The sequence below is a fragment of the Kitasatospora sp. NPDC041917 genome (assembly GCF_055589745.1).
Map to the genome: position 1 here is coordinate 49,683 of NZ_JBVJBI010000002.1, position 25,626 is coordinate 75,308.

Here is a 25,626-nt window from a genome sequence, read left to right on the forward strand (position 1 = left end):
CGATCCCTGCCATCATCCCGGCTGAACCCGGGAACCGCCCGGGAGGGCCGAGGGAGAGCGATGGACGCGCGGATCGAGGTCGCCGGCGGCGACGAGCCACGGGAGCCGGCCGACGCGGTACCCGCCGCCGGCACCACCACCGCCCCGGCCCCCATCGACGGAACCCCGGCCTTGGCCGACCGCGTCCCGGCACCGCCCGTACGAACGCCACCACCCCGCCCCCACGGCCCCTCCCGCCCTCGGAAGCGCCGCCCCGCCGCCCGGGTCGTGGCCCGGGTCCTGCTCGTCCTGACCGGTCTGGCCTCCGTCGCCCTCGGCTTCTCCTGGTTCGTCGACGCCTTCGACGCGGCGACCGCCTACCGCGGCGCCCCGGCCTGTACCGCGCCCGCCACCGCCACCGCCACCGCCACGGACTGCACCACCCACGAGACCGGCCGGGTGACGGACAGGAGGGCCGGCTCGAACGAGGATTCCCCCCACTACGAGGTGACCGTCTCCCGCGAGGCCGCGCCCACCGACACCTACGCCGTCTCCGACGGCCTCTACGGCAGCGTCCGGAGCGGCGACAACGTGGACCTCACCCTGTGGAACGGCCACGTCGTGGAGATCTCCCACCAGGGCCACCGCTCCCCGGTCACCGACGTCCCCTGGCTCACCTTCCTCGAACTGGCCCTGCTGGTCGGCGCGGGAACCCTGCTCGCCGTCCACACCCTGCTCCGGCGCGGCCGGGACAGCTGGTTCCTCCCCGCCATCGCCTGCCTGTTCCTCTCCGTCTTCGCCTTCGCCGGCAGCGTCCTCCTGATCGCGCTCCAGTGGTCCTTCGCCTTCACCCTCACCGTCCCGATCGTCGGCTGGCTGGCCCTCACCACCGCGATCACCGCGATGTGCTGGGAGGACTGACGCCGTGACCACGGAGGTTCGCGCCGCTCAGTCCAGCGGCACGTCCAGGCAGGCCCGGCGGTGGCTGAAGGTGTCGATCGACCAGCGGCCGTGGTACCGGCCGGAGCCGCTCTCCCCCACCCCGCCGAACGGGAGTTCCGGGATGCCCAGGTGAGCCACCGGGAGGCCGAAGTTCAGGCCGCCCGAGCTGGTCTCCTCCGCCAGGCGCCGACGGGCGTGCCCGTCCTCGGTGAAGGCGTAGAGCGCGAGGGGGCGGTCCCGCTCGTTGATGAAGGCGATCGCCTCGTCCAGGCCGGTGACCTCGACGACGGGCAGGACGGGGCCGAAGATCTCCTCCCGCATGACCGGGGCGTCCGGCCGCACCTCGGCGAGCAGGGTGGGCGCGATGTAGCGGTCCGCGCGGTCGTGCCGGCCGCCGAAGACCGTGCGCCCCGAGTCGAGGAGGGCGACGACCCGGTCGAAGTGCCGCTCGTCGACCAGGCGTCCGTACGCCCGCGACCGCGCCGGGTCGGGGCCGTACAGCTCGGTGACCGCCCGCTCCAGGGCGCCTTCCAGCGCCCGGGCCGTGGCCGGGTCGGCCAGCAGGTAGTCGGGGGCGACGCAGGTCTGCCCGGCGTTGGCGAACTTGGCGCGGGCCAGTCGGGCCGCGACCACCCCGAGGTCGACGCCCCGGTCGACGAACACCGGTGACTTGCCGCCCAGTTCGAGGGTGACCGGGGTCAGGTGCTCGGCGGCGGCCCGCAGCACCGCCCGGCCGAAGCCGGCGTTGCCGGTGTAGAGGATGTGGTCGAAGCGCTCGGCCAGCAGGGCGGTGGCCGTCTCCCCGCCGCCCTCCAGCACGGCGATCGCCGCCGGGTCCACGTACTGCGGCAGCAGCCGCGCCAGCAGGGCCGAGCAGGCCGGCGCCAGCTCGCTCGGCTTGGCCAGCACCGTGTTGCCCGCGGCGATCGCACCCGCCACCGGCACCAGCAGCAGCTGCACCGGGTAGTTCCAGGGCGCGATGACCAGGACGGTCCCGAGCGGGTCGTGGCGGGTGTGGGCGCTCGTCCCCGGCGGCAGCCGGGTGAGCGCGGCGGCGGGCACCGGCTCGGGGTGCAGCCAGTGCTCCAGGTTCCGCAGGGTGTGGTCGATCTCCCGTACGGTGAAGTCGACTTCGGCGAGGTCGGCCTCGGCGCGCGGCTTGCGCAGATCGGCGTGGAGGGCGGCGGCGATCTCCTCGCGGTGCCCGATCAGCAGGGCGCGCAGCCCGGTCAGCTGCTCGGTGCGCCAGGCGAGCGGCCGGGTGCGGCCGGTGCGGAAGGTCGCGCGCAGCCGGGCGACGGCCCCGGCCGGCGTGTCCGAGGGCCGGCTGTCCGAGGATGTGATGGGCGGGGTGCTCATGCGGAGTCCTCCCGGGCGGGGTCGGGGATCCAGCTGCCGTGGAAGCCGGCCGGCACCCGCACCGGCAGGTGGACGGTGGCGAGCGGGTCGCCGGTGAAGTCCTCGGCGGAGAGGACGACCAGGTCGCTCGCGCCCCGCTCGGGGTCGTGGACGTAGGCCAGCAGGTAGCCGTCGTCCTCGCCGCGGGCGCCCTGCCGCGGGACGAAGGAGGCCTCGCCGGTGTAGCGGCCGGCGCCGAACCGCCGCACGGTGCTGGACCGCCGGCTCAGGTCGTGCTTGATCAGGGCGTCCCCGGCGGCCTCCGGGGTCAGGGCTTCCAGGGCCCCGGCCGCCGCGAAGTGGCGCAGCAGGTCGCCGGCCACGGTGGAGTACCCGTAGCGGTGGGCGCCGCCGACCACCGCCGGGCTGACCGCCGGGAACTCCTGCGGCCGGTCGTCCAGGCGGGTCTCGGCGACCCTGCCGGAGACGGTGTCGACGGTCCAGCGGTCCAGGGTGGGGCTGCTCTGCCCGTCCAGCGCGCCGCCGGCGAACATCCGCGGGTAGCGGACCACGTCGATGACGACCCGGTGGCCGTCCTCGTGGGCGTTGAGCGTGTGGAAGACGAAGCAGGGCTCGACCTCGAACCAGGCGACCTCGGTGCCGTCGCGGGGCAGCAGCCCGATCCGCGCGCCGCCGGTCTCGTCCCAGACCGCCGGGTACGTCTTGCGCGCCCGGTTGTCGGCCGTGCTGACGCGCGCCGCGAGGTCGAGGACGACGGCGAAGTTCCGGGTCAGCGCCATGTCGTGCACCACCGGCCGGTGCGCGACCGGGACGTCCACGGCCCGGACGACGCCTCCCTGCGGGGAGAGCACCAGGTGCCGCAGGTTCTCGCTGTCCCGCTGCCAGGTGATCGCGTGCAGCTCGCCGGTGACCGGGTCGAGCTTCGGGTGGGCGGCGAACCCGTCGGGCAGCGTGCCGCAGAAGTCGCTGGCGCCCACCGTCTCGATCTCGTAGGAGAGTTCGTACGGGCGGAAGCCGCCCTCGACCAGCGCGAAGGTGCGGTCGGCGTGCCCGATGACGTGGGTGTTGGGCGCGACGTCGGTGATCCGCGGAGCGGCGCCGGGGCGCGGCCGCTCCCCCAGGGCCTCGGCCACGGCGGCGCTGCGCACCAGCCGGTTGCGGTACCACCGGGCCCGCCCGTCGAGCAGCCGCACCCCGTGCACCATGGCGTACCCGCCGAACAGGTGCCTCGGCCTGGGGTCCTCCGCCCGCATCCCGTTGGGCCCGTTGCGCAGGTACCGGCCGTTGAGCTCGGCCGGGATCGTTCCCGTGACCGGCAGGTCGAACGCGGTGACTTCCTCGCCCACCGGCGTGTAGGCACCCGTGAACGGATTGGTGACGGTGGACACCGCAGACTCCTCCAGGCCGTTTCCGACGTCCGCTGCTCCCGCTGGGCAGCGCGTCCGGATCAACGACCCGACCGCCCGCCGGGTGACGGCCGGTGGCGCGTGGGCGTCACGCCCGCCGGAGGGCCGTCATCCGGTCGACGGTTCCAGAGAGCCGACTTCGAAGACGTCCGCCACGACGACCGCCGTGACCTCACCCGCGTCGTCGTGTCCCACCCAGACCGGGTAGACGCCGTCTCCGCCCAGCACGAAGGTGACCAGCTCGGCCCCGCCGGCCTCCTCGGTCACCTTGCCGTAGCCGCCGTCGAGTTCGTGGAGGTCGTCGCCACCGCCGGAGGTGAGGGCGTCCATGAAGCGGCGGCCCAGGTCGGTTCGGGCCGCGGACTCGACGAAACAGCCGGTGGCGGAGTCGACGCCGAAGCCGAAGTACTGGCCGTCGCGCAGCAGCCTCGGGTCCTCTCCCGGCGGGACCGCCATCGTCCAGCGGGCGGTCGGCTTCTCGCTCACCAGCACGCGCACGGCGTAGGTGTCGCGGGCGGTGAAGCGATCGCCGAACATCTCGTCCTCGTAACTGGCGCCGGTCTCCTGCACCGGGTGGACACCGGGCGGAACCTCGATCACCAGTGGGTCGCCCTCCGCGCCGACGGGCAGGTACGAGGGGTCGCAGACCGCCAGCCGCCCCGTGGGCAGGGCGATCCCGGTCACCGTTGTCACCGGTTCGATGACGAGCGGCTGCGGCCGGTGCCGATGGGTGAACACGGCCCCGGGAGTGAACAGCTCGTCGAGCCGGGGCGCGGCCGCCGGCGCCGGCGGTCGCCAGCCGAAGGGCTCCGCGGCGCGACCGGCCGGCGTCGGTGCGATGTCCGAGGTCTCCTGGGCGATCTCGAAGGGGCCCGGCAGCCCGAACAGGGGTTCCGCCAACAGGCTTTCCCAGCAGCCGAATTCCGGTACCGGCAGCCACCACCGCTCACGCGGCAGGTCGACCAGGGTGCGCGTCGTTCCGCCGCCGCGTCCGCGCGGGTAACGGCCCTCGCTGTTCTTCCCGTCCGGGTACAGATCGACCGTCCGCCTCAGGGCCTTGTCCGAGAGCTCGGGGAGGTCCTCCTCCTCGTACTGCCATTCGGCCAGGTGGCGCAGGAACAGCCGCTCCGGCTCCAGCCTGCGCAGGTCGGCTTCGAACACCCGGCGGCCCGAGCCGTCGAACCGCCAGAGGCCCAGGTAGTGGCCGGCCCAGGCGACGTGCAGCACCGCGACGGGCAGCTCCTGCCCGGGGGCGGCGAGCACGACGGCGTACGGCTCGCCCGCCGCGTCCCGGCGGGCTGCCTCCGCCCGGGGGATCGGACGGACCGTCGAACGGTTCGAGGAGTCCCACCCGTCGCCGTAGACCGCTTCGACGAGCACGTCGCTGTGCACCTCGGTCATCCCTGCCTTCCATCGAGCCGTCTGCTGTGCGGTTCCACCCTAGAGACCGGGTCCGACAGGTCCGACGGCCGGTCCGCCGATGCCCGCTTCGAGGTCGAGCACCCGTACGGCGTCCCGCCCCCGATCCGGGTCCACTTGCGAGCCGCATTCGAACAGCACCATCATCGGGACGCCTGGAACCGCCCACGAGCCATTCCTGAACCCGCCCTCCCAGGAGCAGACTTGACTGTCGAACCCCCCTGACCGGCAGTACTGCGCACCCGCCCACCACCTTGCAGCGAGGAGCCCTTCCGGTGATCGACTTCACTGTGCTGACCGACCTGGCCCACCGCGAGGGCGTCCAGCGGATCGGCGTCGGCGTGGTGGTCCGCGACGCCTCCGGCCGGATCCTGATGATCCGCCGGGCCGCGCACGGCGTCCTGCCCGGCCGGTGGGAGTACCCGGGCGGCGGCCGGGCGGGCGACGAGGCGGTGGAGGCCGGCGCGGCGCGGCAGCTGGCCGAGGAGACCGGGCTCGCCGGCCTGTCACTGGAGTACGCGCGGCACCTGGACCTCACCGACCGGCGCGGCCTGCGCGTGCGCCAGTACGTCTTCACCACGGTCGTGCCGGACGGCACCGCGATCCTCCTCTCGCCCGGCCACGACGACCACCGGTGGGCCGCCCCCGACCGGCTGCCGCCGACGAGCGACGGGCAGCGCACCGTGATCGAATGGCTCACCGGCCGCCTGGCCCTGCCCGGCTGGCGGCCGGTCGGCGGCTACCTCACCACCATCGCCCGGCCCGGCTCGTACGGCTGTTTCCTCGTCACCGATCCACAGGGGCGCGTCCTCGGGCTGCGCTCCACCGTCGACCCCGGTGTGTGGAACTTCCCCGGCGGCAACGTCGAGCACGGCGAGACACCGTTCACCACCGCCCTGCGCGAGGCCCGGGAGGAACTGGGCCTCGACCTCGCCACGGAGAACCCGCAGGTGCTTCGGCGGCGCCTGGTCGCCGTCGTCCACGAGCAGGCCGGCAGCCTGCTCCCCGTCCCCGCCTGCGGCTACGTCTTCGACGGCGGCGTCCTCACCGCCGAGCAGCAGGCCCGGATCCGCCTCGACCCCGCCGAGCACACCGAATGGCGCTTCGAGACCGCCCACGACTGGCACGACCACATGGGCCCGGACCGCTACCGGCGGCTCCTGCAAGCCCTGCGCGCCCACCGCAGCGGCACCCCGCTCTACCTTGAACGCCCGTCCCCGGCCGACGACTTCGAGGGCGTCATGGTCCTGGTCACCGACCCGGCCGGGCGGCTGCTGATGCACCACCGCGACGACAAGCCCGGCATCGCCTGGCCCGGCTACTGGACCCCGATCGGCGGATGGCGCGAGGCCGACGAGACCCCCGAGGAGAACGCCGCCCGCGAGGTCCGCGAGGAGGCCGGAATCACCATCACACGGATGCGGCCGGTGCCCGGCCCCCAGCACGAGCTCGTCTCCCCGCTCGTCCGCGTCCTGCACGCCGCCTGGGACGGCCCCGACAGCGACCTGCGGCTCGGCGACGAGGGCCTGGCCGTCCGCATGGTCCCCTTCGACGAGGTCCTCGACCTCAAGGTCCCGCCCTACATGCAGCACTACCTGCCACTGCTCGCCGCGGCGGCCGACCACCCGGCCGGCAGCACCTCGTGATCCGGCCCGAACCCACCGGCCGCCCAGCCGACCACCCGGTGCCCCGCGCAACCGGCGCGGACCCGCTGACGCCGCATCACGGGTCCGTCACCGGTCGCGGCGCCGGCCTCCGCGCAGACGGCGGGAGGAGGCACGGTCCGCGGGCAGGAGGAACGCGGCCGCGAGGCCGAGCAGGGCGACCGCGGCGCTCGCGGCCCAGGCGTTGGTGTAGGCGTGCGGGCTGCTGTGCTGCGCGTCCAGGACCGCGGCCGTGACCGCCGAACCGACCGCGGTACCGAGACTGACGAGGAGTTCGAACAGGCCGGAGCCGGCCGCGGTCTCCTCGGTGCGTACGGCGTCGACGATGAGGATGCGGGTGGCTCCGGAGATCAGACCCGCTCCGCTGCCGGCGAGGCCGAGGGCCACGGTGAGGTCGGCCGCCTGGGAGTGGCGCAGCAGCAGGGCGACGGCTCCCAGGGCGACGAGGACGGCGCCGAGGACGGTGACCCGACGGTGGCCGATCGCCTGTCCGAGCCTGCTGGTGCAGGCGCTGAAGAGGGTCATGCCGCAGAGGGCGGGCAGGAGGACCAGCCCCACGGCGGAGGTGGGCAGGGCCAGTGCGGTGGGCTGGGTGAGGTAGGTCGAGTAGGACACCTGCCCGCCGAAGACGACGTAGTGGACGCTGCAGCCCACCGCGAAGACCGGCAGCAGCCGGGGCCGCAGCAGCCGGCGGACGTCGATCAGCGGGGCGGGGCTGCCCAGTTGTGTCCGGAACCAGGCCCCGAGCAGGAGCGTTCCGGCCGCGATGCTGCCGAGCGTCGCGGGGCTGCGCCAGCCCCAGGCCGCGCCTTCCTGGAGGGCGAGCACGACCAGGACCAGCGCCGCGGCCAGCAGCAGGGCGGCGGGCCAGTCGACGCGGGCGTCCCGCGCCGGCGGCCGGTCGGCGGCGGCCGGCGTGCGGAGCAGCAGGAGAAGGCCGGCGAGTGTGCCCGCGGCCGGGACCCACAGCACGGCGCCGGTGCCCGCGGCGCGCAGGAGCAGGGAGGAACAGGCGCTGCCCAGGAGGACGCCGAGCATCAGTGCGGCCGACAGATGGGCGACGGCCTTGCGGGTGCTCCGGATTCCGTGGCGGTGCCGGACCAGACCGGTCATCAGGGGCAGGAAGGCGGCCAGGCAGCCCTGCAGGACCCGGCCGGCCAGGAGGAGCGGGTAGTCGGGGGCGATCGCGATCAGTGCGGCGCCCGCGGCGACGACGGCCGTGGTCGCGCGCAGGACCCGCCGGTGTCCGTGCCGTTGGGCGAGTGCGGTGAGCAGCGGGGTGGCCAGTGCCGCGGTGAGTGCGGGGCCGGTGACCGTCCACGCCAGTGCCGTCACGCCGACGTGGTAGCGGTCGCCGAGGGTGTGGAAGAGGGGGGTGAAGTAGCTCTGCTGGAAGCCGGCGAACATCGTGATCAGGAGCAGGGCGGCGAGGGTCCGGCGAAGGCCCCGCGGGTCGGTGCCGTCGTCGGCCGCGCCCTCGACGGTGGCGGCGGGCAGCGGTGGCGCGGTCATCCGACCGGGGCCGTCGCGTCGGGGGTGTGGTGGCGTCTGGTCATGCAGTCCTCCGTGGGTGGGGTGAGGGCACTGCTTGCCGGGGTGGTGGCGCAGGTGGGGTGCGGCGGACCGGTTCCCGGTCGGTCGGCGAGGACGTCGCGGCCGTGTTCGCCGGGCTCGGGGGTGGTCAGGCTCCCCTCCGCTCACCCGGTCTTGGGCAGCAGGAGCCTGGCGATGCCGTTCTTCTGGATCTCCGAGGTGCCGGTCAGCACGCGGAACATGCGCACCTTGCGGAACAGGAACTCGACCTCGTGGCCCTGGGTCAGGCCTTCCTTGCCGTGGATCTGTACGGCTTCGTCGAGGATGCGGAACGCCGTTTCGGCGACGTTCAGCTTGCACATGAAGGCCTCCAGCCGCGGCACGGTGCCGGTGTCCAGGGCTGCCAGCGCGGCGTAGGTCATGGCGCGGGCGGCGTAGTAGGAGGTGGCCATGTCGGCGACCTTGTGCTGGATCGACTGCAGTTCGGCGAGCGGTGCCCCGCCGACGGTGCGCGTGCGGGCCCGGTCCAGGGTCAGTTCGAGCGCGCGGCGGGCCAGGCCGAGCACGCTGGGACAGTGCAGCAGTCGATTGACGTTGACCCGGCCGAGCCCGAGCAGCAGCCCGTCGCCCTCGCCACCGAGCAGGTTCGCGGCCGGGACGCGGCAGTCGGTGAGCACGATGTCGCTCTCGATGTGCTCGCCGGACATCGGCGTGGCTCCGTCGAGGACCTGGCAGCCCGGGCTGTCGAGGTCGACGAGGAAGGCGGAGTAGGTCTTCTCGGTGCCGTCCATGCGGGCGATGACGATGGCGAAGTCGGCGACCGGTCCGGCGCTGGAGAAGACCTTGTGGCCGGTCAGCCGGTAGCCGCCGTCGGCCTCGCGGACGGCGGTGGTGCGCATGGCCCGCACGTCCGAGCCGGCGTCGGTCTCGGTCAGGGAGAAGCAGCAGGCGCGCTCGCCGCGCACCACGGGCAGGAAGTAGCGGTCCAGCTGGTGCGCGGTGGCGGCGGCGAGGATGTCGCCGACCCGCAGCGGACCGCCCATCTCGCCCAGCACGCTGTGCGCCAGGACCCGGCCGCTGGCCGCGGTCTCCTCCTTCAGGGCGGCGAGCTGGGTGTACGTCAGGCCGCGGCCGCCGAGTTCGGCCGGCAGGTGGATGCCGTAAAAGCCGAGTTCGCGGCTGCGGCGCCACACCGGCTCCAGCAGTGCGCGGCTGATCGGGGTCTCCGGGGTGACGGCGTGCTCGTGCTCGTAGTCGGCGAGTTCGCCGTCCAGGTAGGTGCGCAGCTTGCGCACGAGCTCGTCCAGGAGCGGGTCGTGGGAGTGGTCGGGGCGCAGCGAGAAGAGCATCGGGGGCCTTTCAGTTGACCCGGCGCGCGGCGCCGGCCCAGTACGTGTCACGGACGGCCTTGCGGTCGAGCTTGCCGTTGCGGTTGTGCGGGAGCCGGGTGACGAAGTCGACCGAGCGGGGCTTCTTGAAGCGGTCCAGGCGCTCGGCGCAGAAGGCGATCAGTTCCTCGGCGTCCGGCCGGGCGCCGGTGCGCAGGACGACGACGGCGTGCACCGCCTCGCCCCAGCGGTCGTCCGGCACGCCGACGACGCAGGACTCGTGGACGGCCGGGTGTTCGTCGAGGGCTGCTTCGACCTCGGTCGAGTAGATGTTGAAGCCGCCGGAGATGATCATGTCCTTCTTGCGGTCCACGATGAACAGGTAGCCGTCCTCGCGCATCCAGGCCAGGTCTCCGGTGTGCACCCAGCCGTCCACGAAGGTCTCGGCGCTGAGCGCCGGTTCGCGCCAGTACTCGCGCACGCAGTCCTGGCCGCGCACGACGATCTCGCCGATCTCGCGCGGGGCGACCTCGCGTCCCCGCTCGTCGACGACCCGGACCTCGGTGTCGTAGCCGGGCCGCCCGCAGGACTGGAGCAGTTCCGGGTCGTCGGTCACGGCGCGGGCGATCTCGGCCGGGGTGAGGCCGGCGACCACGGAGGTGGTCTCGGCCAGGCCGTATCCCTGGCCGACGACGGGGCCGAACGCGGCGACCGCCTCGCGCAGCCGCTGCGGAGAGATCGGGGCGCCGCCCACGCGCAGGTCGGTCAGGCTGGACAGGTCGTGGTCGGCGAGCCCCGGGTGGGCCAGCAGCATGGTGAGCATGGCGGGCACGAGGAAGGTGGCGTCGATCCGCTCGCGCTGGACGGTGGCCAGGAACGCCGCCGGGTCCCAGGCGGGCAGTACGTGGACGGTGGTTCCGGCGAAGACGCAGGCCAGCAGCGGCATTCCGGTGGCGTGGGTGATAGGCCCGCAGGCCAGGTAGCGCGAGCCGGGGCGCGGGCGCGGCTCGGTCGTCAGCTGCTTGCGCAGGTTGGCGAGGCGGTTGCCGAAGGTCTGCACGGCCGCCTTGAGCGCACCGGTCGAACCCGAGGTGAAGTTGAGCACGCACGGATCGTCCTCGCCGACCTCCACGCACACCGGGCCGGCCGCGCCTGCCGCGTCGCCCGCCACCTCACCTACCGCCTCGTCCGCCGCCTCGCTCTCGGCGAGCAGCGCGGCGAAGCCGGACTCGAACTCGACCGGCAGGCAATCGGTGCCGGAGGCGTCCACAGCGGCGAGCGCGTCCTCGCGGTGCGCGGCGTCGAAGAGCAGCACCTTGACCGGCGCGTAGCCGAGCAGGTGCGTGATCTCGGCGCGGCCCAGGCGCGCGTTGATCGGCGCGCGCACCAGCCCCGCCTTGTACAGGGCGAACTCCACGACGATCAGCTCCCCGCGGTTCCAGGCGAGGCTCGCGACCGCGTCGCCGGGTCCGAGGCCGCGTGCGAGCAGTGCGCGGGCGAGCCGGTTCGCCTCCTCCTCCAACTGCCGGAAGGTCCAGCGCCGGTCGGCGCAGACGAGGGCGGGCTCGTCGGGCCAGTAGCGGGCGCTGCGGGTCAGGTACACGCCGAGGTTCACGACACACCATCCGAATCCAGGAGCCACTCATGGACTCCGCGACCATTTCCAGACAGCGTGTCCAGTAACGGAGCAGCTGTCAAGGTTCGCTAGACTCATCACCGAACAGACCCGGCGAGACGACGGAGGCGAAGTGGCCGAGGACAGGCGCACCCGGCGGACCAGGCGCGCGCTGCGTGACGCACTGGTCGAACTGGCCCTGGAGCGCGGGTACGCGGGACTGACCGTCGAGGACATCACCGAGCGGGCCGACGTCGCGCGGGCCACCTTCTACAGCCACTACCGCGACAAGGACGACCTGCTCACCCGCATCACCGCGGACCTGCTCCAGGAACTGGACGAACGGCTGCACCCGCTCGCCGAGGAGACACAGACCGGCTTCACCGGAAAGCCGCTGACCGAACTCTTCCGTCACGCCCGGCAGGAACGCGGCCTGTACCTGGTGATCCTGCGCGGCGAGGGCGACGGCAAGGCCCTGCGCGCCTTCCACGACGAGTCCGCACGGCGGGTCGGGGAGGTCTTCAGCGCCCGTACGCGGCACAGCGGCGTCACGCCGAGACTGCCCGCCGATCTGCTGGCCCGCGCCTGGGTCGGCGAGCAGCTGGCGGTGCTGCACTGGTGGCTCGAACAGGACCCCGCACCCATGCCGGCCGAGGAGGCCGGCCGCATGCTGCTGGACCTCGCCGTCCACGGCCGCCTGTGGGCCAGCGGCTACGGCAGCCCGTCCTGACCGACCCCGGCGGCGACTCCGCCCGGCGGCGGTCGTTGCCGACCACGACAAGCACGGCGACGCGCAACCGGCGCGGGGGCTTCAGCCGCCCCCGGCCCGGTGCGACCTACGGTCGGTCACGAGGCGGACGCACTGCAGGCGTCGTACACGGCCGACATGTCCGACAGGGCCCTGGCGCTGTCGCTGCGGAACGCCGCGAAGTCCGCCACGTCGAGGTCGGCCGCGGCGAGTCGCTCGTCCGCGGCCATGGCCCTGATGGCAGCGCGAACACGAGGGTCGACCGCATGCGAGGCGGCGACGTCGAGACCCTCCGCGTAGGCCCGCAGGCGCGCTACCGCGGAAGCACCTGACGCAGCGGTGGAGGAGGTGTACGCGCTGATGGCCTGTTCGGCCTCCTGGCAGGCCGGGTCCTCCGCCGGTCCGCGCACCGCGGTGCGAGTGACCACCGGCGCAGGGTAGGTCGGCGGTCGCGCCGGCGCCGCCGACGAAGCCGGGGTGCCGGTGATCTTGGCCTTGAGATCGTTCCAGTCCGCGATCCCCAGCCAGGTGAGGATCGTGACGGCTGATGCCGCCAGGCCGATCCGCACCGACCACTTCCGGATCTCGTGGTCAGGATCCTGCTCCGGCGGATCAGCCACGGCCTCTCCCCCCGAGGGTCGCCCGCGAGCCGACGGCTCGGTCGACTCGCCTACCACCATGCCGGATTGCCAAGGGTTCGCCAAGGAGGAAGGAACGATTCCCCAGCCCCGTCGCGCGGCGTCGCGCTCCGGCCCGCCGTCGGCCGGCCTGCCCGGCCGGCCGACGGCGGACGGCCTGTGGTCAGTGCAGCCAGGGCTGGTAGTGCGGGTTGTCCACGCAGCCCGACTCGACCAGGGAGGCGGTGGCCCGGTCGACCGGGCAGGCCCGGCGGATGAAGTGCCGGTCCACGCCGCCGGGGAACGCGACTTCGACCTGGTCGGCGTACTGGTGCTGGTCGCCGATGGTCGCGTTGACGTCGATGCCGCCGGGGGCGTCGATGAAGTAGTCCCAGGGCACCTTCTTCCACTTCTTGTACAGCTCGGGGTCGTAGGTGGTGCTGACGAACGGCGAGGGCTGGTTCTGCAGGACGTAGCCGGTGATGTCGTACTGGCCGTTGACGGTGTCCTTCGGGCCGAAGCCCTCCTCGAAGATGACGGACGGATCGCGGCCGTCCGAGCGGAAGAGCGGGTGGCAGTTCTTGCGCCAGTGCGGTTCGGGGGTGATGCGGGGTACGTCCACCCGGCGGTCCACGGCGGCGTACAGCGGGTCCGGGCCCTTGGGAAGGTTCTCGAAGGTGCTGGCGGGGAGGGTGACGGCGGGCCGGACGGCGCAGTCGTCGGCGCGCAGTTCGGCCTCGTCGGCGAAGTCGATCCGGCGGCCGTCCAGGAGGATGGCGACGGCCTCGGTGCCGAGTTCACGGACGATGACGCCGTCGCACTGGGGACCGCTCCAGAGCGCCTCCCCGCTGGGGTCGAGGCAGCTGAACGGGGCGGGTTCGGTCGCGGCCGCGGGGGCGGCGACGGCCGGGATCTCGGGGATGAGCACGACGGCGCAGGCGAGGGCGACTGCGCCGGCGGCCGTGCGGATGCGGATGTCGATCACGACCGTTACCCTGGCCGCCCCCTGGCCCGGAGATGCCGCAACTCACCCGATCAGGGGCGTGTCCTCGTCGCCGATTGACGCTCCCGGCCGTCCCGGTCCACTCGGACCCCGGGTGAGCGAAGGACGCGGCCCGCCGCCTCGCGTCAGACGTGGACGACCGGCACACCGGTCAACTCCACTCCCGCCTGGTCGAGTTCGGCAAGGGCCCGGGCAGTGGTGCCGGCGGCGACGCCCGCGGTGCAGTCGGGGAGGGCCGGGCGGCTCGGCACGTCGAGGTCGATCACTGGTCGGTCCCCTCGTCCTCCCGGACCGGCTGGGTCCGCTGGGCCGGGAGGCCGGTGCGTTCGTTCTGCAGGTCCCACAGTTCCCTGAACCGGCCGCCCTCCTCGGCCACCAGCTCGGCGAACGTGCCCTCCTGGAGGACCTTTCCGTCTTCGAGCACCACGATCCGGTCGGCGACGGCCACGTTGGTGAGCCGGTGGGTGACCAGGACGACCGCCCGTTCCCGCGCGACCGCCCGCAGGTTCTGGAAGATCCGGTGCTCGGCGCGCGGGTCGAGGGCGGCGGTCGGCTCGTCCAGGACGAGCAGCCCGGCCTCGCGGTGGAACGCCCGGGCGATGGCCAGGCGCTGCCACTGGCCGCCGGACAGCTCCTCGCCGCCCATCCACTCCACCGCCAGCAGGGTGGACAGCCCCCGGCGGAGCTTGGCGACGACGTCGGCCGCCCCGGAGGCGTCGGCGGCGCGCAGCACCGCCGCGTCCCCCTCGGCGGTGGGCTGGCCCAGCGTGATGTTCTCGCGGCAGGTCAGCGGCCAGCGCGCGTAGTCCTGCGGGACGACGGCGACCTGGCGCCACAGGGCGTGCGGGTCGAGGTCGCGGGTGTCGCGCCCGTCCCACCGCACCGATCCGGCATCGGGCAGGTAGAGCCCGGCCAGGAGCTTGGAGAGGGTGGTCTTGCCGGAGCCGTTCTCCCCCACCAGGGCGAGGATCTCGCCCCGCTCGACGTGCAGGTTCACTCCGTCCAGCGCCTTGCGGTCGGAGGCGGGGTAGGCGTAGCGGAGGTTCTCCACCGCGATCCGGCGCGGCGGCTCGGGGGCCTCGGTGCCGCGCCGGGGCCGGTGGCCGCCGGCGGTGTCGAGGAAGCTCGACCAGTCGTCCAGGTACATGCCGGTGCGGAAGAGGTCCGCGCCGTAGCCGACGATGCCGCGCAGGCTGGTGCCGACCGCGGTCAGGGCGAACACGGCCGCGCCGCCGCGCGGCAGACTCATCCGGCCGGTGCTGACCAGCCACAGCATCGCCGCCCACACCAGCGCGCTGCCGAGGCCGGAGGCGGCGGCCCCGATCACCGACACCCGGGCGCTCTGCATCGCCGCCCGCCGCGAAGTGGCGTCCAGCCGCCGGCCGACCTGGTCGTACTTGACGAGCAGGAACTCGCCCATGGTGTCGGAGCGGACCTGGTCGGCGTTGCGCTTGAGGTGGATGTACCAGCGCAGGTTGGCCATGATCCGGCGGTCGCCGACCGCGGCCCGGTTCGCCAGGAACTGCACCCGGGCGACGTGCACCGACGCGATCCCCTGGGGCAGCGCGGCGAGCACCAACAAGGGCAGGAGGGCGGGGTGGAGCACCGTCAGCACGCCTGCCGCACCGAGGAGCGAGGCGAGGGAGGCGAGCAGGTTCTGCGCCTCCCCGACGATGTCCACGCAGACCTCGGCGCCGCGGTCCGCGGCTTCCAGCTCGTCGTTGTAGCCGGCGTGGTCGTAGGCGGTCAGCTCGGCCGCCACGGTGGCGCGCAGCACCGCGGCTTCGGCCTCGCGGGAGATCCGCGGCGACAGGTGGATGGTGATGGTGCGGATCGTGATGCCCAGCAGGGAGCGGGCGCCGGCCGCCGCCGCGATCACGAGGATCGACGGCGCCGCGTGGGCGAGCTTGTCGTCGACCCGGCCCGGGCCGAACAGCGCCGAGATGGTGCCGGTGGTCGCGAACAGGCCGGCCGCGCCGAGCACCGCGGACACGGCCTGGCAGACCAGGAGCAGCGTGACGGAGGCGCGGTCGATGCGCCAGCCGAGGCGGAACGCGCGGACGACGAGCGCGGGCAGGCGGCGGGCCATCGCGTTGACGCCGATCGCCTCGATCGCCTCGATGCGGCGCCCGTCGGCGAGCCACCGCAGTTCCTCGTCGGCGGCCTCGGCCGGGGTCGCGGCGGTCGCGGCGCTCACGCGATCTCCTCCGTGCGCGAAGCACGGGCCACCAGGGCCGCCGTGACGGGTGGGACGTGGGTCGCCGGGGTGGGGTGACAGGCCACAGATCCTCCAGACGAAGAGCGGTGCGCGGACGCGCGGAAGCACCGGCACCAGCCCGGACGAGAAGCTCAAGTCTGCTTCTGCCAGGCTGAGTTGACGGCATTGACGGAGTCGTTACGGGTGGGTGGCGTCCGATGATGGTGCTGTTCGAGCGCGGCGTTCAAGTGGATTTGCCTCCGGGCGAGCCCGGGTCGAACGGGGACTTTTCGAGCACGTTCCGCATGCGGTCCGGACCGCACGCCACTCGGTCGTCCACGGGATCGGGAGGGCGGCGGAGTCCAGTGCGCAGGCGGCGAGAACGTGTTCGAACGCGGTCTTCCGGCCGGGTCCGAGGGAGCCGCGGACACCCCGGCGGACGAGGCGGCCGCGCAGGGCGGGGCCGCCGCCGGATTCACCCGTTCGGGGAGTCGGGCGCCCGAGCGGGTTTCGGGCGCCGGGCGCACCCGCGCCGGCCGCGCGCCGAGCAACGCGCGACCCTTCGCCTCAGGAGAAGGTGTTCGGAGCGGCACCCGGCCCCAGCGTTCGATTCACCCCACCACGGGCCGGGCCGGACTCCTCGACCCGGCACTGTCAGTGCCCCCCGGTATGTTGCCGGGCATGACCACTGTGACGAGCGCGACCGCGTTCCCCACGACCACCGGACAGCCCACCACGGCCGGGCGCACCCCCGGCACCCCCGCCCACGGCTCCGCCGCCACCGTCGAGGTGATCCCGCTGTGGGCCGCACCGTGGTCCCCGGCCGCGCAGGCCCCCGCGCAGCGCTGAGTCGACCGGCAGCTCGCCGGTCGCCCTGCCGCCGCGGCCGGACGGTGGTTCCCACCGGCCCGTCATACCGGTTCCGGCGGTGCGGTCAGTCCAGGTAGCCGGCCGTGCGGTAGCCGCCGCGGGCCGTGCGCTCCACCTCCGAGGCGCCCCAGGTGTGGGGCACGGCGAGATTCCAGCGGGACCGCAGGATCGTGTGCTCCTCCCGGTTCCGGGTCACGTACCACTGCCCCATCCGGCACCACGCCAGCGGCTCGTCGGCCTCGGTGGCCACCGCCCGCACCAGTTGCGCCGCCTGCCGGGCGACCTGGTTCTCCAGCGCGGCAGCCTGCGCCTCCAGGTACTGGTTCATCCGGTAGGTGGCCTGGTCGCCGTGCTGGAACATGGCGTACTCGGAGTCGGCGGCCATGTGCAGGGTGCCGTTCCCCATGGCCACCGTGCCGCTGCGCACCACCTCCTCCTGGGAGTTCCGTGCGATCCCGCTGTTGAGGCGGTTGAGCAGCTTGGCCTTCTCGGGGGTGGCCTCCGGGATCTGGCCGCCACCGGTGCCGCCCTGCGCGGAGTAGACCTCGTGCAGGTCGTAGTCCCCGGTGTAGAGGTACTGCTTCCACCGCGGGTCGGTCTTCAGCTGGGCCAGCTGCGGACCGCCGTCCGTCTCGTTCATGTCGATCGGCACGTACTTCTCGCCCCTGGGGCCGGTCCGGACGATCTCCGGGTCCGTCATCGTGCCGGGCAGGCGGGCGATCCGGACGCCGGCCAGGCCCTCGGCGTTCCAGTGGCCGACGAAGCCGCTCAGGTCGTGCTGCTCCAGCAACTCCAGTACGCGTTCCGGGTCGCCCTGCGTCTGCCCGGGCCCGGGGCCGTACTTCTTGCGCACGGACGCGGGCTTGATGGACTTCTCCAGGATGGTGTGCGGTTTGGGCTTGGCCCCTTCCGCGATGCGCCGGATGGAGTGTTCGCCGGTCTCACGGACGGCGATGGTGTACTTGTGCTTCCTGCACACCTCGGAGATGGCGGCCCAGTGGTCCTCCCACACGATGTTCCGCAGCTCGGACGACCGTCCGCCGGGTGTGACGGTCTCCCCGTCGTACGTGGCGGCCCCGCAGATCCGCAGCACGTTGTTCGGGTCCATCCGCGTCTGCGGCCTTCGCGGCGCCGCCGCCTGGTCGCCCGCCACGCGTTGGAGGGCCGGCGCCGTCCGGCGGTCGTCCGGGCCGGAGCCGTCCCGCTGCTCCGCGATCATGCGTGCCGTCGTCGCGTTGCCGACCGTGCGCTGCAGGGCCTCGGCACCCCTCGGAAACGCGGCCTCCGCTGCGGGTCGTGTGCCGCTGCCGGACCGTCGGGCGGTGGCCGCGTCGCGATGAGGACGCCCGGCCTTCTGCGACTGTTCCCTTGAGTGCATGCTGAACCCCCTCGGTCCCCTCCGCCTCTTTATACCGGGGATGTCGGCGAACGTGGAGGGCAGTTGCGGCCTGGCGCACGGAAGTTGGCCCCTCAGGGCATCGGTTCTGCACTGCGGGGCCGCGGGCCGGCCGATCAGCCCTGCGGACTCGGCCGATGGCGGCGCTCCCGTCCCCGGACACCGGGAGCTCCACCAGGAGACCCGCGTCCGAGCAGCCGGACGTGCCCGTGGGCGGCGAAGCGAAGAGCCGGCCGGGCGCCGCGGGAACGCGGTGCCCGACCGGCTCGGGGCCGGTGGTCTCCCGGGGCTACGGCGCCGGGCTGAGCTTCTTCCACGGCCGGCCGCCGTTCGCCTCCGCCGTGCCGGGGGCGACCGTGGTGTACCACTGGGCGTACCAGTAGGAGCCCTGGTACTTCACGAACGCGGCCGTCGAGGCGGCCGGGTCGCCGGTGAGCAGGTGGGTCTCCCGGGCGGTGGCGCCGCCGGCGAGTTCGATGTCGTTGCCCGCGGCCGAGCGGAGCTTGAACAGGCCGTTGTGCTTCGGCCCGCCGGGTGCTCCCTCACTGCCGTTGTCGGCGATCGGGACGAGCCGCCACTTCTGTTCGGCCCGCCCGTCGCACCCCACGGAGGCGAGGTCCTGCCGGGAGGCGGTGGCGGTCAGGCACCGGCCGCCGCCGGCGATCGTGTAGAGGCCGCCGCCCGCCGGCTGGATCCGCCAGTACTGGTTGGCGTTCTGTTCCATCAGTTCCACGAGGTGGGCGCGGGACTGGTCGGGGTTGTCGTCGATCATCATGGGCTTGCCGGCGGGGCTGTCGCCGTACTCGAACATCCAGCCCTTGTCCCCCTTGTCGTACATCCGCCACAGCCGTCCGCCGTCGGGCCGGTAGACCTGGCCCTGCTTCCAGTCCGGTGCCTGGCAGGAGTTGCCCGCGGCGGGGGCGGGCGGTGCGACGGTCCGGACGTCGCGGCGCTGGTCGCCGGTCGAGCCGTACTCCCGGCCGCCGATCCTGAACGTCACGTTGGACGGCCCGGTGATCGGCAGGTAGTACTTCAGGTCGATGTCCCGGGACTTGCCCGGCGCCAGGTCCTCGCAGTAGCCGAGGGTGAGGGTGAGCCGGTGGAAGTCCCCCTTGAGTCCGCCCGTGTTGGGGCCGGTGTGGCCGGGGACGAGCCCCTTCATCTCCTTGTAGTCGTTGTCCTTGACGACCGGCGGCATCGAGGTGGGCAGGTCGAGGGCGATCTCGGTGCCCTGGGCGAGCGTGACGCCGGAGTCGTTGGTGATCCGCAGCTTCGGCTGGACGGGATAGAAGTCCTTCTCCCCGGTGGGGAAGTCCACCAGTTCGGCCTTGACGTCGATCACCTCGGCCGGCTGCGGCCGCCCGCCGGCCTTGCTGTTGCCGGTGGCTCCGGCGCCCTTGAAGGCGTTGTCCAGGCGGGTGGTCAGGTCGTAGCCCATGCCCCACTCCCCGCCCGGGCGTTGGGCGTAGTCGCCGGCGAGTTCCCAGATCATCGCGCCGCCGATGCCCTTGTCGACGATGTAGCGGGCCTTGGCGTCGAGCGACTTCTCGTTCTCGGTGGAGAGGAACACCTTCTTGGTGTCGTTCCACAGCCAGGGCGACTGGAGGGCGTCCGAGTACTTCTCCGCGTACGTGCCGGTCAGTCGTCCGCTCGGCAGGTTGGTGTCGACGCCGTAGGACCGCAGGTAGCCGGGGGTCCGGCCGTCCTGGAGGTTCTTGGTGTGCCACAGCGGGTTCGACCCGGCGCCGACCTCCCGCTCGTTCTCCACGTCGTGCCAGACGTTGTCGATCCCGACCGCGCCCGTCCCGCAGGACTGCGCGTTGGCCGGGCCGCGCCCGCCGGTGCCCAGCGGGCACTGGGCCTGGTCCGGCATCGCGGCCGTTCCCCACAGCCCGTCCGTGCCGCCCCGGACGTCGCGCCAGCCGCGGGAGTAGTACGGGATGCCGAGGTTGATCCGGCCGGCCGGCAGCGCGCCGCGGTAGTAGTGGTAGGCCCAGTCGACGTTGAAGTAGCCCTCCTTCCGGAAGTCCTTGGTGTCGGGCGCCTGGTCGTTGTAGATGCCCGCGTCCGCCAGCTCGTTGTCGCGTCCGTCGTCGTACAGCGGGGCCTGCGGGCCGACGAACCTGTTCCAGGAGCCGTGCAGGTCGTAGGTCATGACGTCGACGTAGTCCTGGTACTGCAGTGCCTGTCCGGCGTCCAACCCGCGCACCAGGTAGCCGGAGGAGGAGCCCGCGGACGTCAGCAGGTAGTAGCGGCCCTTGTCCGTGCCGGCCCGGTCCAGCCGTTCCCGCAGCGACTTCATCAGGGCGTTATAACCCTGCTGGAGCCCCTTGCGGCGGGGGTTGGAGACGTCCCAGTCCAGCGGGTTGCCGGTGTTGGGCAGCGCGGTCGGGTACTCGTAGTCGATGTCGACGCCGTTGAACCCGTACCGGTCCAGGAAGTCGGTGACGGAGTCCGCGAACGCGTCGATGCCGGCCTGGTTCACCGACCCGTCGGCGTTGGTGGTCATCGCGTAGAAGTTCCGGGTGCCCGCCCAGCCGCCGACCGAGATCAGCGTCTTCACCGCCGGATGCTTCTTCTTGTACGTGTTCAGCAGGTTGAAGTGCCCCTTGTACGGCAGCGAGGCGTCCATGGCGTTCTTCTCGCCCGGCCAGGTCATGCCGGTCGCCGGGTTGGCCGGGTCGTTCGGGTCGCCGATGCTGATCCGGTTGTCCCGCACCTCGGCGAACGCGTAGTTGACGTGCGTGACCTTCGACCAGGGGATGTTCGACGCCAGGTACGTCGGGTCGCCGTTCGCGCCCGCGCGCCAGCCGGTGAAGTAGCCCACCACGCGCCGGGTGCGGTTGTTGCCGACCCACTCGCGGCCCGCGCCGTCGTACACGTCGCAGTACCGGGCGGCCACGCCCGGGGTGACGGCCATGCCCTCGGGACGGCAGTCCCCCGAGGCGGCCGGCTTGGTACCGCGGTCGTCCGGGGCGGCGTCGAACGGGTCGCCCGCGTCACCACCGTCCGGCTGGCCCACCGGGCGGGCGGACAGCTGCCACCTCTGGGAGTCGCGGCGGTTGCAGTCGTAGATCTGCAACGGCCGGGAGGTGTCCGAGTCGGGGACGTCCAGGCACTTGCCGGAGTTCGGGTTCCGCAGCTCCTGCCGCGCGGTGTAGATCCACTTCTGGGCGGGGCTCCCGTTGCACTCGTACAGCTGGACGGCCGTCCCGTTGTCGGCGCGCCCGCCGTCCACGTCCAGGCACTTGGCCAGCGACTGCAGCGAGCCGTCCGCCGACACCGTCCAGGCCTGGCCGTCGGAACCGGCGCAGTCGGCGAGGCGGACGGGCGTCCGGTCGTCCCGGCTGCCGCCGCGCGGCTCGACGCACTTGCCCTCCAGCCCGCGGATCGTGCCCACCTGCGTGCCCGTCCCGGTCTCCCGGAACTTCCACCGCTGGGCCTGGTTGTTCGCGTCGCAGGCCGTCACCGCGAGCGCCTCGCCCGCGCCTCCGGCCGTCAGGCAGCCGCCGTCGGCACTGCTGACCAGGGTGTACCAGCCGCCGCCGGCGCCCTTCGGCTGCCAGACCTGGTTGGCGTTGCCCTCCTCCGCCCGCACGAGATGGGTGGTGTGCGGCCCGGGATTGTGGTCCACGACCATGTCCGGCTCCGCCGAGGCCGCGATCCGCCAGTTGCCGCCGCCGAGCGAGCGCATCACCCAGCGCTGGGCACCGCTGCCGTCGGGTTCCGCGGCCTGGACGCTCGTCCCGGCGTCGGTGCTGCCACCGCTCAGGTGCGCGGCCATGCCGGTGGCCGAGCGCAGCTCCACCTGCTGGCCCTCGCGCGGGTCCGTGCCGGTGTCGGGTTGGCGGGGGGTGATGACCACGTCGTCGGGGTACTCGATGTACCAGTACTGCTTCTCGTTGATGCCTTGGCCGCAGGAGTCGACACTGGCCCAGTTCTTGTCCTCGGACCGCTTCCCCGGGTCCTGCGTGAGGCAGCCGCTCGTCCCGTCGACATCGTCCAGGGACAGCGCGACCCGGCCGTCACCGGTCGCCGAACGGAACCAACCGCGCTCGATGCCGCCCAGGTACGCCCAGTTCCTGCCGCTGAGGATGTTGTGCCAAAGGTCCAGGTAGCGCCCGTTGTGCTGCGCCTGCAGCGTCACCTTCTCGCCCACGTTGTGCAGCAGCCACCGCTGGCTGGCCCGCCCGTCGTCCGTGCGGGTCACGAGGTAGTCGTCCTTGCCGTCCCCGTCGGCCTCCAGCACCTCGTTCGTCCGGGCGTTGCGCAGCCGGACGATGCCCTCACGCACCGCCGACGCGTCCGGAACGACCTTCATCCCGTCGCCCGAACCAGCGCACGTGAAGATGTACCGGTCGGAGCCGACCGCCGACTTGGCGAACTCGGTCAGGCACTGCGACAACACCTGCTGACCGAACGCGTTCGGGTGAACGGCCTCCTGGACATCGCCCTGCGCGTTGGGGGTGGCCCACCCGGCGCCGGGAACGTACGGCACCCAACGGACCCACTCGGCCCTCGCCGCCGGCAACGGAGCGGCATTGCTGTTGGAGTCCGTCGCCTGCTCCGCCGACTTCGCGCACAACTCGTGCCCGGCGAAGGTGTCCTGCACGTTCAGGAACTTCGCCCCGGCCATGCCCGCGGCCTGCCGCAGCATCTCGGTGATGCGGGGCACCACCGAGTTGCGGGCCCAGTCCACGTCCTCGTCGAGGAAGGGGCATCCCCCTGTCCTGAACCGATCGCTGGTCCTCCCACCCTGCTCGTAGCGGAAGTCGTCCTTGGCCGGGAGCGGGTTGGGGTACGACTGGAGCACGAGTTGGTAGTCCGACTGGCCGGCGTCCCTCATCACGTCCCGGATCGCGGTCAGGGTCTTGCTGACCTCGGCCCGCACGGTTTTCAGCCCGAGGAAGAACTCCGCCTCCTTCTCCTTCCGGCAGGGCGCGGCCAGCCCGAAGAAGGCCTTTCCGCACGTCGTCATGATGTCGGAGAACTTCAGGTCGTTGCCGCCGATGGAGACGACGACCATCCTGATGTCATTGGTGCGGGCGAGGTCGGCCAACTGCTGGATCTGGGGCTTCTCGTTGTTGCGCGACTCCGTGAGGATGTCCTTCGTCGTCGCGCCCGAACAGGCGATGTTGAACCGCCGCTCGACGGGGATGCCCTCGAACTCCGTTCCCTTGATGGGGGCCACGTCGGAGCGGTCGCACCGGTTGCCGCCGTTGCTGTAGGACGTCGTGTCGTACACGCAGTCCTGCTTGTCGTCCGGGCAACGGGAGCGCCGGTCCGTGCCCCAGACGTCCCCCTCCTCCTTGGTGAGCGCATTGCCCGCCCAGCGGCCGCCCTCACCGGAGATGTAGCTGTCACCCATGGACACGATCGCGCCCTGACCGGGAAGCGGGCAGGGGTCGGCCGACGCCTCCGGTGCCGCCGCCTCCAGCGCTGCCGCCCTCGGCCTGGTACAGGGCGCGCCGCCACCGATCCGCCGTCCGTAGGAGACGGTGTCGTGGTCGGCGTAGCCCGTCTGATCCGTCACCCTCCCCAGCACATCGGACATCGACGGGTCGTTGGTGACGACGTAGTCCAACTTGCTCGTGGTCCCGTCGGGACTTCGATGGGTGTATCGCTCCGGCCTGGCGATGTGGACGTCCTGCCCGTTGACTTCGGGACCGTCGAGACGAGCCCTGAGGACGGTCGGGTCCAGGTTGAAGTCGCCGCCGACGTACCAGTTGACCGCATGCCGTTCGTGCTCCTCCGCTTCCAGTCGACCCATCTCGGCCACCAGGCGCCGGAGCATCGGCACGATGTCGCGGCCGCCGTTCCCGGAGGAGGCGTGGAAGGAGAAGTAGTACTCCCCGTTCGCATGGTCCTCGCCGTAGCCCACACCGATCAGGGGGCGCAGCGTCCCGGCCACAGCGGGGATGTAGACCAGGCGCCGGGGCAGTTCGTTGGTCATGATCGCCGAGTTGACACGTCCGGCGGGGTCGTTGCCGATGGTCTGCGCGTGGAACAGGTAGGTGTAGTCCCGTCCCACTCGCCGCTTGTAGCCTCGCACTCCGTCGGGGATGACGAGGTTCTGCAACTCGGCGGCTTGGAGCGGAGCCCAGGACGTGGGCGGGACACCCGCCTCCTGCAGCGCCATCACGACGCGTTTCTGCTCAGCGAGGCCGGCACCGCGGGCGGCGTCGGCGACGGCTCGGCTGTACAGCTGGTTGAGCCGTTCGTAGGTGCTGCCCGTCTCGACCGCGGTCGACCCCTGCATGTTCCAGGTCATGATGTTCCGCTCGCCGGCGAGTTGTAGCGGCGGCACCCAGGGGTTTTCGGCGGCGGCAGCAGCGGGCCCGTTCAGGACGGCCATCATCGTGGCCAGGAGAACCGTGGCGAGCGCGGCCGCGACTGCGCGCAGCAACTGGCCCGGGGTCCGGCGTAGGCCCGGGCGGCGTGTCCGCCCGCTCAGCCCTTGCATGTTCATGTACTCCGTTTTCTCGATGGAATTTCCTCAGCTGGCGGATGGTGCACGAACCCGGTAGACAATCGATCAACGTCTCGTCAATCGCCGCGCACAGGGCCGGCTCCGCTCGCACCGGAGCGGCCGGACCGGGCTTCCGTGACCGCGTGACGGATCCACCACGCGAGGACGTAGAGGGCCAGGGCGGCGATCAGGCCGGCGCCCGCACCTTTCGCCGCGTCGGACAGCACGCCTTCGAGCAGGCCGGCCGCAGACGGCCCGGCCGTCTCCGCCTCCGGGCCGGCGCGCCACCACCAGGCGTGAACAACAGCCCCGGCGGCCGTGAACAGGGCCATCGCGAGCAGGACTTGGCGGCGCGGACCGCCGACCGGCCAGGGGCGACCGGAGCCGGGGAGGAGGTGCTCCCGCCTGCGCCACGCGAACAGCGCGATCGCGGCCAGGCCGCCGATCGTGCTCGCGTGCTGCAGGGCCCGCGCCCAGGTGAGGCCGCCCACCGGCGTGGAGGCCAGCCAGGGTGTGCGGGTGACCACGAAGCCGTCCACGTGGGTGAAGGCGTCCCAGACCAGGTGACTGGCAATACCCACCAGTGCGGACAGGACGATCCACCCGGCCCGCCGGACCGGCGGACCGGCAGCCCCCGACGGCGCCCACGGCACGGACGACGGCAGCAGGAAGGCCAGCGGGCGCCGGGCCGCCCGGAGCAGCGCCCACAGCAGGAGCGCGTACGGCAGGGTGACGCTGACGACACCCGAAACGCCGTGCGTGGTGGTGGCGTTGGCGAAGGGCTCGAACCAGGACTGCGCGCTGACGGGCAGGCCTGTGCTGACCAGGAAGTAGGGCAGGTCCGGTGCGACGGCTCCGGCGACCAGCGCCGTCCGGCTGAAGGGCCGCCGCATCAAGGGCAGTACCGCCGCGGGGTGGGACAGGGTGAACGGCATGGGCATCCTCTCGCAGGACCCAATAGTCCGTCGAACGGAATGCTACGTCAAACGGACTATCAGGGGCGCAGCCGGCCCCTCCGATTCCGGCTTCGATGTTCGACAGCGGCAGGCCGCCGGGACCGACGGGCACTCAGGCCGACAGG

17 protein-coding genes are annotated in these 25,626 nt (G+C 72.7%); 4 read left to right on the forward strand and 13 right to left on the reverse strand.

Going from position 1 to position 25,626, the window contains the following annotated elements; all coding sequences use genetic code 11:
* The first annotated feature begins 60 nt into the window (after positions 1–60).
* On the forward strand, positions 61–900 hold the full coding sequence (locus ACZ6EM_RS02385; RefSeq protein WP_465771416.1) for a hypothetical protein: 840 nt from the start codon (positions 61–63) through the stop codon (positions 898–900).
* 27 nt (positions 901–927) lie between these two features.
* Here ACZ6EM_RS02385 and ACZ6EM_RS02390 read toward each other — a convergent pair whose 3' ends face one another.
* From ACZ6EM_RS02390 to ACZ6EM_RS02400, 3 genes are all read right to left on the reverse strand, one after another.
* A complete protein-coding gene (locus ACZ6EM_RS02390; RefSeq protein WP_465771417.1) occupies positions 928–2,280 on the reverse strand; it encodes an aldehyde dehydrogenase family protein in 1,353 nt (450 codons plus the stop codon).
* Positions 2,277–3,668, reverse strand: a complete 1,392-nt coding sequence (locus tag ACZ6EM_RS02395) for a carotenoid oxygenase family protein (protein WP_401053810.1) — start codon at positions 3,666–3,668, stop codon at positions 2,277–2,279. The genes ACZ6EM_RS02390 and ACZ6EM_RS02395 overlap by 4 nt, the downstream gene beginning before the upstream one ends.
* A gap of 126 nt (positions 3,669–3,794) precedes the next feature.
* A complete protein-coding gene (locus ACZ6EM_RS02400) occupies positions 3,795–5,087 on the reverse strand; it encodes a DUF4241 domain-containing protein (protein ID WP_465771418.1) in 1,293 nt (430 codons plus the stop codon).
* 293 nt (positions 5,088–5,380) lie between these two features.
* Here ACZ6EM_RS02400 and ACZ6EM_RS02405 point away from each other — a divergent pair, with 293 nt between their 5' ends.
* Positions 5,381–6,751 (forward strand): NUDIX hydrolase, encoded by a 1,371-nt coding sequence (locus tag ACZ6EM_RS02405; protein WP_465771419.1) that lies wholly within the window; start codon positions 5,381–5,383, stop codon positions 6,749–6,751.
* Positions 6,752–6,838: 87 nt separating this feature from the next.
* On the opposite strand, the gene ACZ6EM_RS02410 is transcribed toward ACZ6EM_RS02405, so the two are convergent.
* The 3 genes from ACZ6EM_RS02410 to ACZ6EM_RS02420 all read right to left on the reverse strand — a co-directional run bounded on the left by ACZ6EM_RS02410 (position 6,839) and on the right by ACZ6EM_RS02420 (position 11,245).
* The gene (locus ACZ6EM_RS02410) at positions 6,839–8,281 is read right to left on the reverse strand and encodes an MFS transporter (RefSeq protein ID WP_465771420.1); all 1,443 of its coding nucleotides are present in this window, start codon (positions 8,279–8,281) and stop codon (positions 6,839–6,841) included.
* 185 nt (positions 8,282–8,466) lie between these two features.
* On the reverse strand, positions 8,467–9,651 hold the full coding sequence (locus tag ACZ6EM_RS02415; RefSeq protein ID WP_452180210.1) for an acyl-CoA dehydrogenase family protein: 1,185 nt from the start codon (positions 9,649–9,651) through the stop codon (positions 8,467–8,469).
* 10 nt (positions 9,652–9,661) lie between these two features.
* Positions 9,662–11,245, reverse strand: coding sequence for an AMP-binding protein (locus ACZ6EM_RS02420; RefSeq protein ID WP_465771421.1), 1,584 nt, complete (start codon positions 11,243–11,245; stop codon positions 9,662–9,664).
* Between the two features lie 133 nt (positions 11,246–11,378).
* On the opposite strand from ACZ6EM_RS02420, the gene ACZ6EM_RS02425 reads away from it, so the two are divergent.
* On the forward strand, positions 11,379–11,975 hold the full coding sequence (locus ACZ6EM_RS02425; RefSeq protein ID WP_452180208.1) for a TetR/AcrR family transcriptional regulator: 597 nt from the start codon (positions 11,379–11,381) through the stop codon (positions 11,973–11,975).
* Between the two features lie 116 nt (positions 11,976–12,091).
* Here ACZ6EM_RS02425 and ACZ6EM_RS02430 read toward each other — a convergent pair whose 3' ends face one another.
* The 4 genes from ACZ6EM_RS02430 to ACZ6EM_RS02445 form a co-directional block, all read right to left on the reverse strand.
* Positions 12,092–12,613, reverse strand: coding sequence for a hypothetical protein (locus tag ACZ6EM_RS02430; RefSeq protein WP_452180207.1), 522 nt, complete (start codon positions 12,611–12,613; stop codon positions 12,092–12,094).
* 181 nt (positions 12,614–12,794) lie between these two features.
* Positions 12,795–13,364, reverse strand: a complete 570-nt coding sequence (locus ACZ6EM_RS02435) for an ADP-ribosyltransferase (protein WP_452180264.1) — start codon at positions 13,362–13,364, stop codon at positions 12,795–12,797.
* A gap of 374 nt (positions 13,365–13,738) precedes the next feature.
* Positions 13,739–13,879 carry a hypothetical protein gene (locus tag ACZ6EM_RS02440; protein WP_465771422.1) on the reverse strand — a complete coding sequence of 47 codons (141 nt, stop codon included), beginning with the start codon at positions 13,877–13,879 and terminating at the stop codon, positions 13,739–13,741.
* Positions 13,876–15,810: an ABC transporter ATP-binding protein gene (locus ACZ6EM_RS02445; protein WP_465771423.1), complete on the reverse strand. Its 1,935-nt coding sequence runs from the start codon at positions 15,808–15,810 to the stop codon at positions 13,876–13,878. The genes ACZ6EM_RS02440 and ACZ6EM_RS02445 overlap by 4 nt, the downstream gene beginning before the upstream one ends.
* A 681-nt stretch (positions 15,811–16,491) precedes the next feature.
* On the opposite strand from ACZ6EM_RS02445, the gene ACZ6EM_RS02450 reads away from it, so the two are divergent.
* Positions 16,492–16,659: a hypothetical protein gene (locus ACZ6EM_RS02450; protein ID WP_401045169.1), complete on the forward strand. Its 168-nt coding sequence runs from the start codon at positions 16,492–16,494 to the stop codon at positions 16,657–16,659.
* 85 nt (positions 16,660–16,744) lie between these two features.
* Here ACZ6EM_RS02450 and ACZ6EM_RS02455 read toward each other — a convergent pair whose 3' ends face one another.
* From ACZ6EM_RS02455 to ACZ6EM_RS02465, 3 genes are all read right to left on the reverse strand, one after another.
* The gene (locus ACZ6EM_RS02455) at positions 16,745–17,899 is read right to left on the reverse strand and encodes a hypothetical protein (RefSeq protein WP_465771424.1); all 1,155 of its coding nucleotides are present in this window, start codon (positions 17,897–17,899) and stop codon (positions 16,745–16,747) included.
* 466 nt (positions 17,900–18,365) lie between these two features.
* Positions 18,366–24,482, reverse strand: a complete 6,117-nt coding sequence (locus tag ACZ6EM_RS02460) for a glycosyl hydrolase family 18 protein (RefSeq protein WP_465771425.1) — start codon at positions 24,480–24,482, stop codon at positions 18,366–18,368.
* Positions 24,483–24,622: 140 nt separating this feature from the next.
* Positions 24,623–25,480: a DUF4184 family protein gene (locus tag ACZ6EM_RS02465; RefSeq protein ID WP_465771426.1), complete on the reverse strand. Its 858-nt coding sequence runs from the start codon at positions 25,478–25,480 to the stop codon at positions 24,623–24,625.
* Positions 25,481–25,626: the final 146 nt, after the last annotated feature.

Coding starts and splice junctions, on each gene's coding strand:
- ACZ6EM_RS02385 (WP_465771416.1), top strand. CDS start 61: ATGGACGCGCGGATCGAGGTCGCCGGCGGCGACGAGCCACGGGAGCCG.
- ACZ6EM_RS02455 (WP_465771424.1), bottom strand. CDS start 17,899: ATGATCGCGGAGCAGCGGGACGGCTCCGGCCCGGACGACCGCCGGACG.
- ACZ6EM_RS02465 (WP_465771426.1), bottom strand. CDS start 25,480: ATGCCGTTCACCCTGTCCCACCCCGCGGCGGTACTGCCCTTGATGCGG.
- ACZ6EM_RS02410 (WP_465771420.1), bottom strand. CDS start 8,281: ATGACCGCGCCACCGCTGCCCGCCGCCACCGTCGAGGGCGCGGCCGAC.
- ACZ6EM_RS02450 (WP_401045169.1), top strand. CDS start 16,492: ATGACCACTGTGACGAGCGCGACCGCGTTCCCCACGACCACCGGACAG.
- ACZ6EM_RS02390 (WP_465771417.1), bottom strand. CDS start 2,280: ATGAGCACCCCGCCCATCACATCCTCGGACAGCCGGCCCTCGGACACG.
- ACZ6EM_RS02400 (WP_465771418.1), bottom strand. CDS start 5,087: ATGACCGAGGTGCACAGCGACGTGCTCGTCGAAGCGGTCTACGGCGAC.
- ACZ6EM_RS02415 (WP_452180210.1), bottom strand. CDS start 9,651: ATGCTCTTCTCGCTGCGCCCCGACCACTCCCACGACCCGCTCCTGGAC.